The 17,100-nt window shown below is 70.7% G+C and carries 12 protein-coding genes; 8 read left to right on the top strand and 4 right to left on the bottom strand.

Translation table 11 applies throughout. The features are described 5' to 3' along the window. Positions 1–206: 206 nt before the first annotated feature. Together BM272_RS08790 and BM272_RS08785 are read right to left on the bottom strand one after the other, a co-directional pair. Entirely contained in the window at positions 207–1,307 is a 1,101-nt protein-coding gene (locus tag BM272_RS08790; RefSeq protein ID WP_093428414.1) for a porin, read from the bottom strand. Between the two features lie 299 nt (positions 1,308–1,606). Beyond that, positions 1,607–2,848 carry a diguanylate cyclase domain-containing protein gene (locus BM272_RS08785; protein WP_093428413.1) on the bottom strand — a complete coding sequence of 414 codons (1,242 nt, stop codon included), beginning with the start codon at positions 2,846–2,848 and terminating at the stop codon, positions 1,607–1,609. Positions 2,849–3,192: 344 nt separating this feature from the next. Here BM272_RS08785 and BM272_RS14180 point away from each other — a divergent pair, with 344 nt between their 5' ends. The 8 genes from BM272_RS14180 to BM272_RS08745 all read left to right on the top strand — a co-directional run bounded on the left by BM272_RS14180 (position 3,193) and on the right by BM272_RS08745 (position 15,024). Then, entirely contained in the window at positions 3,193–5,376 is a 2,184-nt protein-coding gene (locus tag BM272_RS14180; protein WP_093428412.1) for an AfsR/SARP family transcriptional regulator, read from the top strand. A gap of 80 nt (positions 5,377–5,456) precedes the next feature. Further along, entirely contained in the window at positions 5,457–9,170 is a 3,714-nt protein-coding gene (locus BM272_RS08775; RefSeq protein WP_093428411.1) for an ATP-binding protein, read from the top strand. A 58-nt stretch (positions 9,171–9,228) separates the two neighbouring features. After that, entirely contained in the window at positions 9,229–9,822 is a 594-nt protein-coding gene (locus BM272_RS08770; protein WP_093428410.1) for a hypothetical protein, read from the top strand. A gap of 6 nt (positions 9,823–9,828) precedes the next feature. Continuing rightward, positions 9,829–10,899, top strand: coding sequence for a CobW family GTP-binding protein (locus BM272_RS08765; RefSeq protein WP_093428409.1), 1,071 nt, complete (start codon positions 9,829–9,831; stop codon positions 10,897–10,899). Positions 10,900–11,014: 115 nt separating this feature from the next. Beyond that, positions 11,015–12,076, top strand: a complete 1,062-nt coding sequence (gene nadA, locus BM272_RS08760) for a quinolinate synthase NadA (RefSeq protein ID WP_093428408.1) — start codon at positions 11,015–11,017, stop codon at positions 12,074–12,076. Between the two features lie 143 nt (positions 12,077–12,219). Further along, a complete protein-coding gene (locus BM272_RS08755; RefSeq protein ID WP_093428407.1) occupies positions 12,220–12,597 on the top strand; it encodes an encapsulin-associated ferritin-like protein in 378 nt (125 codons plus the stop codon). Further along, complete coding sequence (locus BM272_RS08750) at positions 12,597–13,397, top strand: family 1 encapsulin nanocompartment shell protein (protein WP_093428406.1); 801 nt, start codon at positions 12,597–12,599, stop codon at positions 13,395–13,397. Before BM272_RS08755 ends, BM272_RS08750 begins: the two co-directional genes overlap by 1 nt. 271 nt (positions 13,398–13,668) lie before the next feature. Continuing rightward, complete coding sequence (locus BM272_RS08745; RefSeq protein ID WP_093428405.1) at positions 13,669–15,024, top strand: methyl-accepting chemotaxis protein; 1,356 nt, start codon at positions 13,669–13,671, stop codon at positions 15,022–15,024. Positions 15,025–15,125: 101 nt separating this feature from the next. On the opposite strand, the gene rpsT is transcribed toward BM272_RS08745, so the two are convergent. Next, a complete protein-coding gene (gene rpsT / locus BM272_RS08740) occupies positions 15,126–15,386 on the bottom strand; it encodes a 30S ribosomal protein S20 (RefSeq protein ID WP_093428404.1) in 261 nt (86 codons plus the stop codon). 91 nt (positions 15,387–15,477) lie between these two features. Continuing rightward, entirely contained in the window at positions 15,478–16,692 is a 1,215-nt protein-coding gene (locus BM272_RS08735; RefSeq protein ID WP_093428403.1) for a putative bifunctional diguanylate cyclase/phosphodiesterase, read from the bottom strand. Positions 16,693–17,100: the final 408 nt, after the last annotated feature.

Raw genomic sequence — 17,100 nt, 5'->3', positions numbered from 1 at the left:
TAGCGCCAGTCCGGAACCTCGGGAACAGGCCGGGGCGTCGTTCCACGTGCCGGGGCAGGGTTCTCGGGATTCCCGCCTTCGCGGGAATGACGGGGTATCGGGTGCGGTGGGGTGATTCGGGAGGGGGATCGACAAAGGGCCGCGGAAAACCGCGGCCCTCTTCTCCTGCAACGGGGCGGCGGACCGCCCCGGGTTCCGGTCAGCTCTTAGAAGCTGTACTGGAACTGGGCTAGGACGGCGTCCTCGGTGTAGGTCTTGCCGAAGCCGCTTTCCTGGTCCCCAATGTCGACAAACTCAGCGTAGTCATCGTTATCGCCACCGGCGACGACGTAGTTCACCTGGATGCGGGCGGCGTCGTTGAGGAAGAAGTTGGCGCCGAGATAGGTGTTGGTTACATCCAGATCATCGTTGCCATCATCAATGTTGCCGGTGTAGTGACGGGCCACCAGCTCGGTGGAGTCGTTAAGCATGAAGCCGCCGTGGAGGTACATGACGTTCTGATCAAGGTCTTCAATGCCCTGCACGTTCTCGCCAGCGATGTACTCGAACTTCGCGGTCAGCGGATTCATGGTGTATTTGGCACCGAAGTCCATGACGGTGTAGTCCTCGGATTCTTCGCCCGCGGTGTTGGCGCCATAGCCGCCGGCATTGGAGCTGGAGCCATAGCTGGCCTGCAGGTGGAGGTTGTCCATGTCGTAGCGGATGCGACCGGCGTAGGCCATGTCCTCGCCATTACCCTCGGCGTTCTCCCCGGCTTCCTTCGTCGGGGTATCGACCGAGCTGGAACGATTGGCCGGGTTGAAGATGCCAACGTCGTAGCCGAGGCCGCCAGCGAGGTCACCGGAGACCATGGCACCCGCGGCACGCTCCAGCACCAGGCCCTTCTCCATGCCCCGCTTGGTGATGTCCAGCTTCTTGCCGGAGGTGTTGAAGTCCATGCCCACCGGGGTCTTGAAGACACCCAGGTTTACCTTGGCGGCAGGGTTGAACTCGTAGCCCACCACGGCGTCCTTGATCATATCGTTGAGGCCGATGCCGTCCTTCTCCGCATCGCGGTTGAAGTCGACCTGCAGCTTGGCGAAGGCGTTGCCGTGGGAGGCCTTGTAGCCGATACGGACGCGGTCCGCACCGAACGCCAGCCCGTCGTTGGAATAGTCGACGTTACCGTTGTTATCCAGGTAAGCCGACCCATTGCCTTCGCCCATGCCGGCGGTAATCTGCGAGAAGCCGAACCAGGAGGTCTCGGCGTTGGCGGCCAGCGGCGCGGTCATGGCGGCGGCGGCCAGTGCGATGACGGTCTTCTTCATTTTCCCATCTCCCGTGGTTTTCAAGGTAGCTGTGTCACAGCGTCGCGACAGGTATACACAAGGCGTGGCGGGCTTGCAACGGGTCTTGTTGGTGTCTGCGCCACGATCTCCCCGTCTGTTGCGTTTACGCAACGCCTGCCCTGCCGGCGCGGCCACCCCTGAGGGGCTGGGCGCCAAAGTGGCAGAGCCATCAGGGCGTTGCAACAAGTAGTTAAGGAAGTAGTGATGGAGATCACGCCAACCAAAAAAAAGGCCGGCGCGGGGGCCGGCCAAAGGCTCCTGGGGGGAGGGGGAAGGTGTTACCCGGCGGGGCTGGTCTCCCCGATGGCCACGGCGACCCGGCCGCGGCCGGCCGCCTTGGCGCGATAGCAGGCGCGGTCGGCGGCGGCGAGGACGGCCCGGGGGTCGTCGCCCTGCACCGGGGCGATACCGGCGCTGAAGCCGATGGCGAACTGCTGGCCGTCGAAGCAGAAGGGGTTGGCCAGCAGGCCGGCCAGGGTCTCCTGCAGCAGCTCGGCGGCGGCCTCGGGCTCGCAATCGGGCAGCAGCAGGGCGAATTCGTCGCCGCCCAGGCGGGCCAGCTCGTCCCCGGCGCGCAGGCGCGCCGTCAGGGCGCTGGCCACCCGGCGCAGCAGGGCATCGCCGGCGGCGTGGCCGGCGTGGTCGTTGACGGCCTTGAACCGGTCCAGGTCGAGCAGGGCGAGGCTGCTGGACTGGCCGTCGTGGAGCCGTTCGTCGAGACGGGTCTCGAACTCCCAGCGGTTGTGCAGGCCGGTTACGGCGTCGTGGCGGGCGCGGTAGACGATCTCCTCGTCCAGGCCCGCGCCGCGGCCGGTGGTCACGCGGATCACGGCGCCGTCGGCCCCGTGGGCACCCGGGAGGGGGGAGCAGGCGAGTGCGGCCCGGCGGTAGCGGTTGCCCACCCGGAGGGTGAGGGTGCGCTCACTGCCCTCGCGGCCGGCCAGGCAGTCGGCCACCATCTGTTCGGCGTGGTCGGTCACGGCCAGGAGATCCCGCCAGTAGCGCCCCGTGGCCTCTTCTCCGGAGTCCTGCTCCAGGAGGCTGGCGGCCGCCGGGTTGAGGTAGCGCACCCGGCCCTCGCCATCCAGCAGCAGGATGGCGTCGGTGAGGTGGTCCAGGAGGCGGCGGAGGTCGTCGTCTGCCTGCTGGGGTTCGACCTCGTTGTCGGCGGCGGCGGAGGTGACCCAGAGGACCTCGCCGCCCGGGAGCCGTTGCTCGCTGAATTCCAGCTCCACCAGCTCCCCGGTGCGGCCCACCAGGATGCGGTGGGCGCGGTCCGTTCGGCGATGGTCGGGGTGGAGGAGGGCGGCCACGGGCGCCCCGGCCAGGTCGCCGGGCGCGAAGCCCAGGCGCCGGCACAGCGCCTGGCTCACGCCCAGGAGGTCGCCGCGCGCATCCATGTGGATGGCGTAGCAGCCGGGGTCGCCGTCCAGGCGTGCCCAGCGGTCGGCGGTCAGTGGCGCGGGTGGTGCGGATGTCTTCTCCGGGGCCATCCGCAGCGCGCTCCCTTCGTAGGCCATGCTCGCTTCCTCCCTCTCGCAGGGGCTCCAGCTTTCCGGACTGAAAAGCCTAGCAAGCGACCGTTATCGGACCGTTACACCCTCCGCGAATCCCGGGTTCCCGGGTTTTGAACGGCCTGAGGTGGGGTGCTGGCGCAGCGCGGATGGCCGCTTTCCGGGGGGAAGTTCCCCGGTTGCTGAACAATTTTTGGAGCCCTCGCATCCGGGTCCGTAGGAAAACCCGGCATTCGCGTCTATGTTGAGAAGAAAATAAATACAATTTCCGGAAGGCCTGCCATGTCACCATGTCCCGCCTAGCCATCGAGCTCCTGGGAGCTCCCCGCATCCGGCAGCCGGATGGGGGGATGGAATCGGGCTGTTTTGACCGGCCCCACCTGCTGCTCTACTACCTGGCCGCCCACGCCGGCATCCCCTGCCGACGGGAGCGGCTGGCGGAGCTCTTCTGGGCGGAGAAGGGTCCGGAACCGGCGCGGTTGAGCCTGCGCCAGTGCCTCTACAAGGTGCGCCACCTCTGCCAGCCCGCGGCGGAGGCGCTGGTGGTGGACCGCACCACGGTGACCCTGATGGTGGGGCCGCAGTGCCGAGTGGATGCGGCGGAGCTGCTGGACGCGGTGGCGGAGTCAGCGGTCCACGACCAGGAGCCCGCGGTGCTCGAGGCCTGGCGCGGCCCCTTCCTGGAGGGCTATCCCGAGGGCCGGACGCTGCCGGCCTACGACGAGTGGATGCATCAGCGTCGCCGAGCCCTGGCCGACCGCGCCCTCTACCTCCTGGAGCAGGCCGTGACGGCGCGGCGGGCAGCGGGGGATGACGCCGGCGCCCTGCGCCTGGTCCGCCGCTACCCGGCGGTCCTGGCCGGTCGCCGCCCGCGCTGGCTGGCGGAGCTGGAGGCCGCGGCGCCGCTCTCCGTGCCGGGGGCGGAGACCCGGGAGCCCGGGGCAATGGAGCGCCGGCCGGTTACCGTGGTCCATCTGGACCCCTTTGCCGGCGACAGGGACCCGGCGCCGGATGCCCTGGTCGCCGAGATGGAGCGGCTGAGCGGGATCCTCGCCGAGCATGGCGGCCATGTGGTGGCCTTTCCCGGAGGCGGTCTCGTGGCCTGGTTCGGCTATCCCCGGGCCAGTGAAAATGCACCGAGCCGGGCATTGCGCGCGGCCCTCGTCGCCATCTCCGGCGGCCCGTCCTGGCTGCGGGCCGGCGTGGCCAGCGGGCTGACCCTGACCACCTCGCAACCGGCCCACCCGGAGGCCGGGGGCGAGGTGGCCCGGGCGGCCTTCGACCAGGCGTACCGGGCCGCTGGTGGACAGGTCCGGGCGGCGAACGCCGTGGTCCAGGGGCTGGAGGGTCGGTTCGTCTTCGAGGCCGACCAGGCGGGGTGCCGCGTCCTCGGCGAGACCGACCGCTCCCACCGCCTGGCCGCCGCTGCCCGTTCCCCGTCCACTCCGCTGGTGGGGCGAGAGGCGGAGCTGGGTCGGATGGAGGCCGCCTGGGAGGCCGCGCGGGGCGGTCGGGGCGGGTCACTGGCCCTGCGCGGGGCGTCGGGGATGGGGAAGACCCGGCTGCTCGTCGCCTTTCGCGAGAGGGTCGCCACCGAAGGGGGCCTCATGGTCCGGGAGCTCGTCTGCGACCCGGCGGATCAACACCACCCCCTGGCCCCGGTGCTGGACTATCTGCGCCGGTTGCTGCCCATCTACCAGGGGCGGATCGAGGCCATGCTGGCCAACTGGGGGGTGTCCGCCGGGCCCGAGGTGGTCCCCGAGGTGATCGAGAATCTCCAGGGCCTGGTGGACGGCGACGAGCGGCCGTTGACCTCCCCGGAACAACGCACGGCGATCCTGGATCTCCTGGCGGCCATCGTGGCCGCGATGGCCGACCGTCAGCCCACCGTCTGGCTCCTGGACGACCTGCAGTGGATGGACCCCTCCACCTGCGAACTGCTGGAGCGTCTGGTCCGGGTGGCCCGGGGTCGCCCCCTCTTCCTCCTCATGGCGACGCGAGCGGACGGCTATCTCCCCGGCGAGGTGGACGAGGTGGTGGAGCTGGGGGCGCTCCCCGAGGAGGCGGCGCGCACCCTGCTCCGGGCGGTGGACGGTCCGCGGGATCCGGCGACGGAGGAGCGCCTGCTGCAGCTGGCGGGGGGTAACCCGCTCTATCTGGAGGAGGTGGCGCGCCAGGGGAAGGCGCGGGGTGCCGGCGTGCCCCGCCGTCTCCAGGACCTGCTCGCCGCCAGCGTGGACGAGCTGGGTGAAGACCGCCCCCTGGCGCGGCTGGCGGCCGTGGCGGGCTACGCCTTCCCTCGCTCGCTCATCCTCGCCGCCGAACCGGAGGCCGGGACCGGGCTGGAGCGGCTGGTGGCGGCCGGCCTGTTCCTGCGCGAGGGCGAGGAGGGCCTCCGTTTCCGCCATGCCCTGCTGCAGGAGGCCATTCTGGACAGCCTTCCCCGCTCCGAGTATCGCGCCCTGGCTGCCCGGCTGGAGGCCCTGGGTGAGGAATATCCCGAGGAATACCCGAGGGGGGAGCTGGTCGACTGAGGAGGCTCGTGCCGACTGCCACACATCCGTTGTAACGGTGGTATAAGGAAGATCCCCGCCCGAGGGGACGAGGAGACAGCATGGGGGAGGGAACAACCGTCCGTCTCGAGCTGCTGGGCCCGCCACGGGCCCGGAACGGCGAAACCGTGCGCCCCCTGGGGGGGCACGACAAGCTGCATCTGCTCCTGTTCTACATCGCCGTGGAGGGTGAAACCTCCCGCGAGTGCCTCCTGGACCTCTTCTGGCCCGACCACGCGGCCCCGGCCGCGCGCAGCAACCTCCGCCAGGTCCTGCACAAGCTCCGCCACCAGCTGGGGGAGGTGATTCCCCTGACCGTGGGTCGGCAGACCGTGGCCCTGGCACCCGGCGTGACCGTGGACGTCCACGACTTCCTGCGCCTGAACGAGTCGACGGAGCGGGGCGATCTGACCGGGGCCGCGGCGCTCTACCGTGGTCCCTTTCTGGATGACTGCCTCCCGCCGCTGGGGCTCGATGCCCTGGAGGAGTGGACCCTGGAGTGGCGCGACCACCTCCAGGCCCTGGCCGTGGATCTCTTCCGCCGGGCACTGGCCCTGGCCGAGGCCGCCGACCAGCGCGGCGAGTGGCAGCAGCTGGCAGAGCGCCTGCTGGAGCTGGAGCCCTGGGAGGAGGAGGCCCACGCCGCCCTCATGCGCCGCCACGCCGCCGACGGGGACACGGCCGCGGTGGAGGCGCAGTACCGGCGGCTGGCCGATGTCCTGGCCGAGGAGCTGGGAACCGAACCGGGGCCGGACCTCCAGGCCCTGCGCGACCAGCTCACCCGGGGCGAGGCGCCGCCACCGCCGCCCCCGCCGGGTCGCCCGGAAAGCCGGCGCCTGACCGCGCTCTACGTGGATTGTGCCGCCGAGGATGCCGAAGAGGCGCTGGCGGTGAGCGCCTCGGCGCGGACCGGAATCCAGCGCCGCGTCGAGGAGTGGGGCGGCTGCGTCCCGGACTTCCATGGCAGCGGCGTCCTGGCCTGGTTCGGCTATCCCCTGCCCCGGGAGGGGGCGGCGCGCGCCGCCGTGGCGGCGGCCCTCGCCATCCTGGAGACCGAGCCGCACGCCCGCGCCGCCGTCCACTCCGGCACGGTGGTCATCTCCCAGGGTAATGAGCTCATGGGGCGCGTGCCGGCGACGGTGGTGGCCGTCCGGGACCGCGCGGTGGCCGGGGAGCTGGTGGCCAGCGATGCCACGCGGCGTCTGGTCCAGGGCTACTACCGCTGCGAGGCGATGGGCGACGGGCTGTGGCGCGTGGTCGATACCACCGGGGCCCGGGACCGCCTGGAGGCTCGCACGGCCCCCCCGCCGCCCCTCATCGGCCGGAGTGCGGAGGCCGAAAGACTGCGCCGCCATCTGGAGGCGCTGGGACGGGGTCAGGGCGGTGCCCTGATGCTCCGGGGAGAGGCCGGCGTGGGTAAATCGCGCCTGCTGGCCGAGGTGCTGGCGACCCTGCCCGAGAGGCCGGTGGTTCACGAGATCCACTGCAGCGAGAATTTCCAGGAGTCCACCTACTGGCCGGTCATCGAGTTCATGAACCAGCTCCTGGGCCTGGAGCCGGCGGCCGACGAGGGTGAGCGCCACGCCCGGCTGGCCCGCTACGTGGGCGAGCTCTACGCGGATCCCGGAGCGGTCCTTGCCCGGCTTGCGCCCCTCCTCCGGACCCGTACCGGGGAGGAGCGGTGGGGAACGAGCGAGACTACCCCTGCCGTCCCGGCGGGCGTCGTGGGGGCGGCCCTGGCGGACCTGCTGGAACGGGGGGCGGGAACACGGCCGCTGCTCCTGCTGGTGGAGGATGTGCACTGGGCGGACAGCGCCACCTGCGAACTCCTCAACGGGATCCACAACCGGGCCGGGGAGCGGCCCACGCTGATGCTGATTACCGCCCGGCCGGACTTCCGCCCGGGGTGCGACGAGAACATGGAACATCTGGACCTGGCGCCGCTGGGGCCGTCGGATACCCGTGCGCTGGCCAGTGCCGTGGTGGGCGGGGTTCTGGATGACGAGGCGCTGGACCTGGTGGTCCGGTTCACCGACGGCGTCCCCCTCTACGTGGAGGAGACCGCGCGCATGCTGGCCGCGGGGGACGACCTGAGCGAGCGCCTGGGCATCCCGGAGACCCTGCAGGACCTGCTGGATGCCCGGATCCACCGCCTGGGGCGCTGGCTGCCCGTGGCCCAGCTGGCCGCCAGCCTGGGCCGCAGCTTCCAGCGCGAACTCCTGCTGGCCATCAGTCCGTGGGATGAGGAGACCGTGGACCACGGAATCCGGGCCCTCCTGGAAGAGGGTGTGGTCGAGCGCGAGCAGGGGGAGGGGGAGCGGCTGGAGGTGATCCGCTTCCGGCACGCCCTGATCCAGGAGGCCGCCTACCAGTCGCTGCTCCCGTCGGATCGCGAGGAGGCCCACGCCGCCATCGCCGGGGCGCTGCGCGAGCAGTTCCCCGCCCTGGCGCGCGCCCATCCCGAATGGGTGGCTCGCCACCTGGCCGCCGCCGGGGAGGACGAGGCGGCCATCGACCACTGGCTCCGCGCCGCCGGTCTCGCCCTCCATCGCTCCGCCCCCACCGAGGCGCTGCGCCATCTGCGCCAGGGGCTCAAGCTGGTGATGCAAAAGGAGGCGAGTTCCGAGCGGGACCGGCAGGAGCTGGACTACCGGCTGGTGCAGGGGAGTGCCTATCTCGTGCAGGGGGAGTACGCCAGCGAATCGGCCAGCGCCGTCCTCGACCGCGCCTACCAGCTCTGCGGGACCGTGGGGCGGATCCACGAGGTCTTCCAGGTCATGTGGTGCCTGTGGCACGGCGAGTCCTCCCGGCGCGGCGGCCGTTCCTCCGAGGGCGCGAGCGGGCGCCGGCTGCTGGGGCTGGCCATCCGCATGCGCGAGGCCGGCGCCCTCCAGCGGGCCCACTACGCCCTGGCGAACGACTACTTCTTTGCCGGGGAGTTCGCTGTCAGTCGCCATCACGCCCTGCAGGCGCGGAGCTGGCCGCCGGATACGGCCCCGCCGCTGGGGGATGATCCGTGGCTCATGGCTGGGGCCTTCCTCGCCTGGGACGAGTGGTTCCTGGGACGGGCCGCCAGGGCCCGCCGCGTGGCCGAGGAGACGGTGGCGGAGGCGCGGCGGCGGCGCCCGCAGGACCGGGCCATGGCCCTGGCCTTCCAGGGCCTGCTGGGGGTCCGGGCGGGAGACGAGGCCTGCGTCGCCGCGGTGCTGCCGGAACTGGAGGCCACCGTGGCCGACTACCGTTTGCCGATCTGGCAGATGGCGGCCGAGGCGCTCTCCGCCTGGCTGGCCGCACGCCACGGTGAATCCGCGGCCGTGGTCCGGCTGGCGCCCACGGTGGCGGGGAGTCGCGAGGCCATGCCGGCGGTGGTCGGCCTCTTCCAGCTCATCCTCGCCGAGGCCCATCTCGCCCTGGGGGACGGGGAGGGGGCGCTGGCCGTACTGGCGGAGGAGGCCGAGGCGGAGGCGCGCTACCGGCAGGGCCACGACCGGGCCGAGCGCCGTCGCCGCGAGGGGGATGCCCTGCGGCAGGTTCACCCGGATCAGCCCGAGCAGGCCCTGCACGCCTACCGGGCAGCCGCGGAAGTCGCGCGCGGGCAGTATGCCCTGGTCCCCTGGCTGCGGGCGGCCAGCCGGGCGGCGGAACTGGGCGGCGAGACGGATCGGGCCGATTACGAGGCGGCGCTGGCCGCCCTGGAGGCCGATGGCGAGCCGGCGGAACTCCCGGAACTGACGGATGGTTCGTATTGCCCCACCGAGGGAGTGGCGCCGAATTGACAGGGCGCGTCGCGCCCCTGTTAAAGTGCCAGAATCCCCCAACGACAGGTATCTTTACATGCAGCGATTCGTAACCGCGCTTGCGGCCCTCCTCATCGCCGGTTCCGGCACCGCCATGGCCCAGGGCATGGGGCAGGGCATGGGCCAGCAGCAGGGACAGGGCGGCGGCGCCGCGCAGGAGGCCCAGAAGAAGGTCATGGAGCTGGGCCAGCGGCTCAACCAGATCGAGCAGAAGGCCATCGAGGCCAACCCCGAGCTGCAGGAGCAGCGGGAGGAGTTCCAGGACCTGCTCATGGAGACCATGAAGGAACAGGGCGCCGAGCCCCAGAAGCGGATCGACCGGCTGGAGGAGATCCAGCCGAAGCTCTCCGAGGCCCAGGGTGAGGAACGCCGCAATCTCATGCAGGAGTTCCGCCAGGAGCAGCAGAGCCTCATGCAGGCCCAGCGCAAGGCCATGCAGCAGGAGGAGGTCAAACAGGCGCGCCAGGATCTCCAGGAGAACACCTTCAACGCCATGAAGGAGGAGAATCCGGAGACCGAGCAGATCATCGAGGATCTGCGCTCCGCCCAGCAGGAGGCCATGAACGCCCGCGGCGGCATGTCCGGCGGGGGCAACCGTGGCGGCGGCATGCCGGGTAGCGGCCAGCAGTAGGCAGGCATGGCCGGGTCACCGGTACGCGACGTACCCACCAACGTGATCACCGGCCCCCTGGGGGCCGGCAAGACCACCACCATCCGCCATCTGCTCGCCCGGCGCCCGCCGGACGAGCGCTGGGCGGTTCTGGTCAATGAATTCGGCGAGGCCGGGATCGACGGGGCCGCGCTGGTGGATGCCAGTGACGACCTCGCCGAGGTGCCCGGGGGCTGCATCTGCTGCACGGCGAAGACCCAGCTCCGGGTCACCCTCACCCAGCTCCTGCGCCGGGTCCGCCCGCACCGTCTGCTCATCGAGCCCACCGGCCTGGGTCACCCCGCCGGGATCATCGACATGCTCCGGGAGCCGGGGCTGGCGGAGGCCATCGACCTGCAGTCGGTGATCGCCGTCTTCCCCGCCGACGGCCTTACCGAGGAGCGGTTGGCCGCCGCCCCGCCGGTGCGGGACGCCTTCGATCTCGCCGATGTCCTGGTGCTCAACAAGGCCGACCGCGCTGATGCTGAAACCCTGGCCGCGGCGCGGGCCCTGGCGGCCGGGGCCTGGCCGGCCAAGCGGGGGATCGTGACCACGGAGCAGGGGGAGCTGGATCCGGCCTGGCTGGAGGCTTCCGCCCGCGTGGGCGGGGAGCCGACGGTGCCGGAGGCCTGCGAGCTGGAGGTCGGGGAATCCCCTGCGCATCCTCACGACCACGACCACGACCACGACCACGACCACGACCACGACCACGACCACGGGGCCACGGAGAGCGTGGAGGACGCGGCGGGGGGCTTCCAGCGCCTCCTCGGCGGGGATGCGGAACACCGCGCCCTGGCGTGGGTCTTCCCGCCGGAGGTGGCCTTTGCCGGGCCGGCCCTGCGGGAGTGGTTCCGGGGGCTGCCGGCCGAGGTGGTCCGGGCCAAGGGCGTGGTGCGGACCGGTCCGAAGTGGCAGCACTTCAGCCTGGCGGACGGCGAGCTGAGCCAGACCGAGAGCGCCTGGCGCCGGGACAGCCGGGTGGAACTGCTGCTTGCCCCCGGTACGGAGCCGGATCCCGCCTGGGAGGCGGGCCTGCTGGCGGCGCGCCAGACCCCCTGAATCGATCCCACACCGTGGTAGACTGAAGGGATGTTCCCGGTGGGGTGAAAGGCCTGTCTGCCGCCCCCATCATCGGGGGTAGTCCCCCACGCCGTTCAACGAGCGGGAGGTTCCCATGACCGAGACCGCCACCGACCCCGTGGCCTTCTTCGACCCCGGCGAGCTGCCGGCCCCCGGCAGCGTCCCCGACGAGGACCTGGCCCCGGGGGAGCAGGCCGAGCTGGAGGGGCGGATCCGCGAGCTCCTGGCGCGCGAGAACGCCGCCCTGGTGGCCCACTACTACGTCGACGACGCCCTCCAGTCCCTGGCCGAGGAGACCGGCGGGTTCGTCGGCGACTCCCTGGAGATGGCCCGCTTCGGCGCCCGCACCGAGGCGACCACCCTGGTGGTGGCCGGTGTCCGCTTCATGGGCGAGACGGCCAAGATCCTGAGCCCTGAGAAGCGGGTCCTCATGCCCACCCTGGAGGCGGAGTGCTCCCTGGACCTGGGCTGCCCCGCCCGGGAATTCAGTGCCTTCTGCGATGCCCACCCCGACCGCACTGTCGTGGTCTACGCCAATACCTCCGCCGAGGTAAAGGCGCGGGCCGACTGGGTCGTGACCTCCTCCATCGCCACGAAGGTGGTGCGCTACCTGGCCGATCGGGGCGAGTCCATCCTCTGGGCGCCGGACCGCCACCTGGGCGAGTACGTCCGGGAGGTCACCGGCGCCGACATGCTCCTGTGGCAGGGCAGCTGCGTCGTCCACGAGGCCTTCAAGGCGCAGCAGCTGGGCGAACTCAAGGCCGAGCACCCCGGGGCGGCCATCCTGGTCCATCCGGAGTCGCCGGAGGAGGTCATCGCCATGGCCGACGAGGTGGGCTCCACCACCCAGCTCATCCGGGCGGCGAAGGAGCGTCCGGAGACCGAGCTCATCGTCGCTACCGACAACGGCATCTTCTACAAGATGCAGCAGGCGGTGCCGGACAAGACCCTGCTGGAGGCACCCACCGCCGGCGCCGGCGCCACCTGCCGCAGCTGCGCCCACTGCCCCTGGATGGCCATGAACGGCCTGCGCAACCTCGCCGACACCCTGGAGCGCGGGGCCAACGAGATCCACGTGGACCCGGATGTGCGCGAGGCTGCCCTGCGCTCCACCCAGCGCATGATCGACTTCGCCGAGGGGCGCGTCGGGGACTGATCCCACCGACCCCGGACCCCTGTCACCGGTACGGGGTTGAAAGCCGTGTGTGTGGACTATACTCCCCACTAAAGGGGTAATTTGAACTCAGTCTAAATTGCCGCCGGCTCCCGGCGGACCACCACGGCAACAAGGAGAACCCCATGGCCGGAGCGAGCCAAGCCCTGCACGAATCCCTGGATCAACTCAGCAGCAAGACCCTGGACATGCACCGCGCCCTGGTCTCCCTGCAGGAGGAGCTGGAGGCGGTGGACTGGTACCGCCAGCGCGCCGACGGCTGCAGTGACAGCGAGCTGCGGGAGATCCTTCTGCACAACATGCGCGAGGAGATGGAGCACGCGGCCATGGTCCTGGAGTGGCTGCGCCGTAACGACGCCGACATGGCCGAGAACCTGCGCACCTACCTCTTTACCAGCGTCCCGGTCACCGAGGTCGAGGAGGCCGCCATGGGCGGCGAGGCCGGTGAGGACGAGTCCTCCGCGGGTGGGTCCACCATCGGTTCGCTGAAGGGAGAGTCGTAATGCACTACCTCAATCGCCACCAGTCCTCCATCCCCGGTGACCTCTGGGAGCGCATCGACGCCGCGGCCGCCAGTGCCGCCACCGATCGGCTCACCGCCCGCCGCTTCCTGGACCTGGAGGGCCCCTATGGCGTGGGTCTGACCTCCGTGGAGGTGGGCGCCAACCACTACTGCCGCGAGCCCGCCGAGGGCGAGGCCGGGGCGGTGGCCAGCCAGGCCATCTCGGTGCCCATGATCCGCAAGGAGTGCGGCCTCTCCGCCCGGCGGCTGGAGGCCCACCAGGGCATGGGCCAGCCCCTGGACCTCGCCCCGGTGGAGGATGCCGCCGAGGCCGTCGCCGCGCGGGAAGAGGAGTTCATCTACCAGGGCGAGCCCAAGTTCGGCCTGGAGGGGCTGATGACCGCCGCCGACCGTAACACCGCCAAGGTGGGCGACTGGTCCAAGGTGGAGCAGGCCCTGAAGGACGTCCTCGCCGCGGTGGAGAAGCTGGAGACGGCCGGCTTCCACGGCCCCTACGCCCTGGCGGTCTCGCCGAAGCTCTACAACAACCTCTTCCGCCGCTACGACGGCACCGACATGCTCCAGCTGGAGCACCTCAAGCGGCTCTGCGAGCTGGGGGTCTTCAAGGCGCCCATCGAGGGCGCGGTAGTGGTCGATCCCCACGTGGGCCGGATCATCCTCGGCCAGGATGTCATGGTCGGCTACTCCGGCAACGACGGCATCCATCACCAGCTCTACGTCAGCGAGAGCGCGGTGCTCAAGCTGGAGGAGCCGCGCGCCATCTGCACCCTGAACGCCTAGTCCCTGCCCGACCCCTCGTCCCCGCGCCCGCGGGGACCTCGAGTTCGCAGAACCGGCCCACTGTTCCGGCGCCCGGGGCCTCTTCCCCGGGTTCCGGGTCGGGGCTCTGATCATCCCGTCGTTCCCTCGCGGGCAGAAACTTCGAGAGAAGACCCCCCATCGTGTCGTCGGTGTGCTTTCCCCTGCCGGTGTTCGTGCTAGAGTTGAGACCAGCCATCGGGACAAGATGGCGAAAAATTGAACAGTACCACCGGATGAGAGGGGATCCCCCATGCAGACACCCGTGCTACGCACGCGGGCGGCGCTGGACGTGCTCAACGCCGCCCTGGATGCCGACTACGCCCGCCTCCAGGACCTGACGGCCAGCCGACGCTCCACGGTCCGCGAGCTGGCCGACGTCAGCGCCTCCATCGCCGAGGGCAATCGCCGGCTGGTCCCCGTCTCCCGGGACGGGGTGACCGCCATGAGCCGGGCGGTGGAGCTACTGGTCCGCAATGGCTACTTCACCAAGGAGATCGGCGGGATCCGGGACAACGCCGCCAGCGTGGCCTCGGCGGTGGAGGAGATGTCCTCCTCCGCCAACGAGGTGGCCGGACTGGCCGGGAGTACCTCGGAACGGGCGCGGGTGAGCCGCGAACGCACGGAGGAGGGCAACCAGGGCCTCTCCTCCCTCATCGGCGACATGGACCTGCTGGAGACCTCCGTGGACACCATGGCCAATGCCATGGAGCAGTTCGTGAACTCCACCGCCGAGATCAACAAGCTCACCGCCACGGTGAAGGAGATCGCCGACCAGACCAACCTCCTGGCCCTGAATGCCGCCATCGAGGCGGCGCGGGCCGGCGAGGCGGGGCGCGGCTTCGCCGTGGTGGCCGACGAGGTGCGCAGCCTGGCGGAGAAGACCGCGGAGGCCACCGAGTCCATCGACCGGGTCACCGGGACCATGAACGGCCTCTCCGGCGAGGTGAACAGCTCCGTGGCCGATGCCCGGGACAAGCTGACCAATTCCGTGGAGGCCATGGACCAGGTGGCCTCCTCCCTGGCGGAGAGCACCAACGTCGCGGCCGAGGTGGACGACCAGGTCCACCAGATCGCCACGGCGGCCAACGAGCAGAGCACCGTGGCCGAGGAGATGGCGAAGAACGTCGCCGCGGTGACCCACTCCCTGGACAGCGAGACCAACCAGGCCCACGAGATCTCGGCCATCGCCGAGGATGTGGCCCGGCGGATCCACGGCCAGCTCAACGAGCTGGCGGAATGGGGTCACGACGAGGTCATCCTGCAGGTGGTCAAGGGTGACCACCTGATGTGGAAGATCAAGCTGGCCAAGATGATCCTCGGCGAGGAGTCCCTGCCCGAGGAGGAGCTCACCGACCACCACCAGTGCCGTCTGGGCAAGTGGTTCGACGGGCCGGGCAGGGAGCGCTACGGAGAGAGCGAGGCCTTTCAGGCCATGGCCGAACCCCACAAGCAGGTCCATGAGCTGGGGCGGACCATCCGCGACCTGGTGGCCGAGAGCCGGATCGACGAGGCCACCGAGAAGCTGGAACAGATGGAGGTGCTCAGCCAGCAGCTCTTCGCCCGGCTGGACGAACTGACCGCCGAGGCGGTGGGGGAGGATGGCTGACGGGCGCGCCCGACCGGGCCCCGAACGACAAACCCCCGCACGGAGGCGGGGGTTCTGCGAGGAGCGCCGGAGGCGCTACCGGGCGTGGTCGCCCGGCGGTCCTACATGGCGCGGAGGCGCTCGTTCAGCCGGCTCTTGTGGCGAGCCGCCTTGTTGCGATGGATGACGCCCTTGTTGGCCGTCTTGTCGATGATCGGCACCGCGGCCTGGTAGGCGCTCCGGGCGGCCTCCTTGTCGCCGGCGCGAATGGCGCGCTCGACGCTCTTGATGAAGGTCCGCATGCGCGAGCGCAGCGCCGCGTTGTGCTGCCGCTGGGTCTCGTTCTGGCGGGCGCGCTTGCGGGTCTGTCGGGTGTTGGCCACGGTGGTCTCTCCTCGCTCGTACTGGCTTGGGCCTTCTGTAAACGCGCAATTCTCCGGATTCCGGCGGCTCCTGTCAACGCCGCCGGCCGTCTCAGGGAGAGGTCCCGGCCCCCGAATGGCGCTCGGCCGAGAGGAGCGTCTCCAGCTCCGCCGTGGGCAGGGGGCGGCTGCCCAGGAAGCCTTGCCACTGGTCGCAGCCCTGGCGGCCCAGGAAGGCGAGCTGCCCCTCGGTCTCCACGCCCTCGGCGGTCACCGTGAGCCGCAGGTTGTGGGCCATGGCGATGACCGCCGCGGTGATCTCGGCATCGTTTTCGTCATCGGGGAGGTCCTGGACGAAGGTGCGGTCGATCTTCAGCCGGTCCACGGCCAGGTCCTTGAGGTAGGCCAGGGAGGAGTAGCCGGTGCCAAAGTCGTCGATGGCGAACTGTACACCCCGGGCCTTGAGGGTCTGCATGAGCCGCAGGAGGCCGTGGTGCTGTTCCAGCAGGACCGACTCGGTGAATTCCAGCTCCAGCAGGCGGGGGTCGAGACCGGTCTCGTCCAGGATGGCGAGGATGCGTTCGGCGAGGTCCGGCAAGGCCACCTGCCGGCCGGAGAGGTTCACGGCCAGGGTGAGCCGATGGCCGGTCCGGCGGGTGTAGTCCTCCCAGAAGGTGCAGGCATCCCGCAGGATCCGCTCGCCCAGGGGGATGATCAGGCCGCTCTCCTCGGCCACCGGGATGAAGCGGCCGGGGGAGATGACGCCCTGCTCCGGGTGGTGCCAGCGCGCCAGGGCCTCGGCCCCGGTGACCTGCCCCGTGGCGGTATCCCACTGGGGCTGGTAGTGGACCGCGAACTCGCCCCGCTCCATTGCGCGCCGCAGATGGGCCTCCAGCTCCAGCCGCTCGGAGGCCGCCTCGGTGAGCTCCTGGGCGTAGAAGGCCCAGGTGTTTCGGCCCTGGCTCTTGGCGTGGAACATCGCCGCATCGGCATTGGTGAGCAGTTCACCGGGGGTCCGGCCGTGGTCGGGGTAGAGGCTGATCCCGATGCTCGCCCCCATGAAGAGCTCGTTCCAGTCGCCCACCTGGAAGGGTTCACGCAGAAGCTTCATGGCCTCGCTGGCGAGTTCGGCGGGGGCATCGTGGCTGTCCGGGGAGTCCATCACCAGCAGGAACTCGTCGCCCCCCAGCCGTGCCACGATGTCCGCCCGTGGGAGGCGGGTGGCCAGGCGATGGGCCAGGGCCTCCAGGAGCTCGTCGCCCACGGTGTGGCCCAGGCTGTCGTTGAGGTCCTTGAAGCGGTCCAGGTCGAGGAAGAGGACCGCCACCTCCCCCCCTGGTCGTCGGCGCGGCGCAGTGCCTGCTGGAGCCGGCGGGTGAGCAGCAGGCGGTTGGGCAGGCCGGTGAGGGGATCGTGCTCCGCCTGGTAGCGCAGGCGTTCCTCCAGGGGGTGCATGGCGCGGATGAGCAGCCAGGTCAGCGCCAGGAGCAGCAGCACCGTGGTGGCCACGATGGAGCCCAGCAGCCGGTTGATGGGGGCGTAGAGGGCCGTAGCCGGGGACGTGACCACCACGGCGCCGGGTAGCGCTTCCAGGGGATGGTGGGCGGCCACGGTCCCGTTGGCGGTGAGCAGGCCGGGCCGGCCGTCCTGCTGACTGGCCGCGGCCGCGGCGGCGGTGGGCGTGCCGGGCGCCAGGACCTCACCGGTCTCCAGCGCCCTGGGGCCCTCGGTCGTC

Source organism: Thiohalospira halophila DSM 15071 (assembly GCF_900112605.1).
Lineage (GTDB): Bacteria > Pseudomonadota > Gammaproteobacteria > Thiohalospirales > Thiohalospiraceae > Thiohalospira > Thiohalospira halophila.
This window is presented reverse-complemented; position numbering and strand designations above follow the sequence as displayed.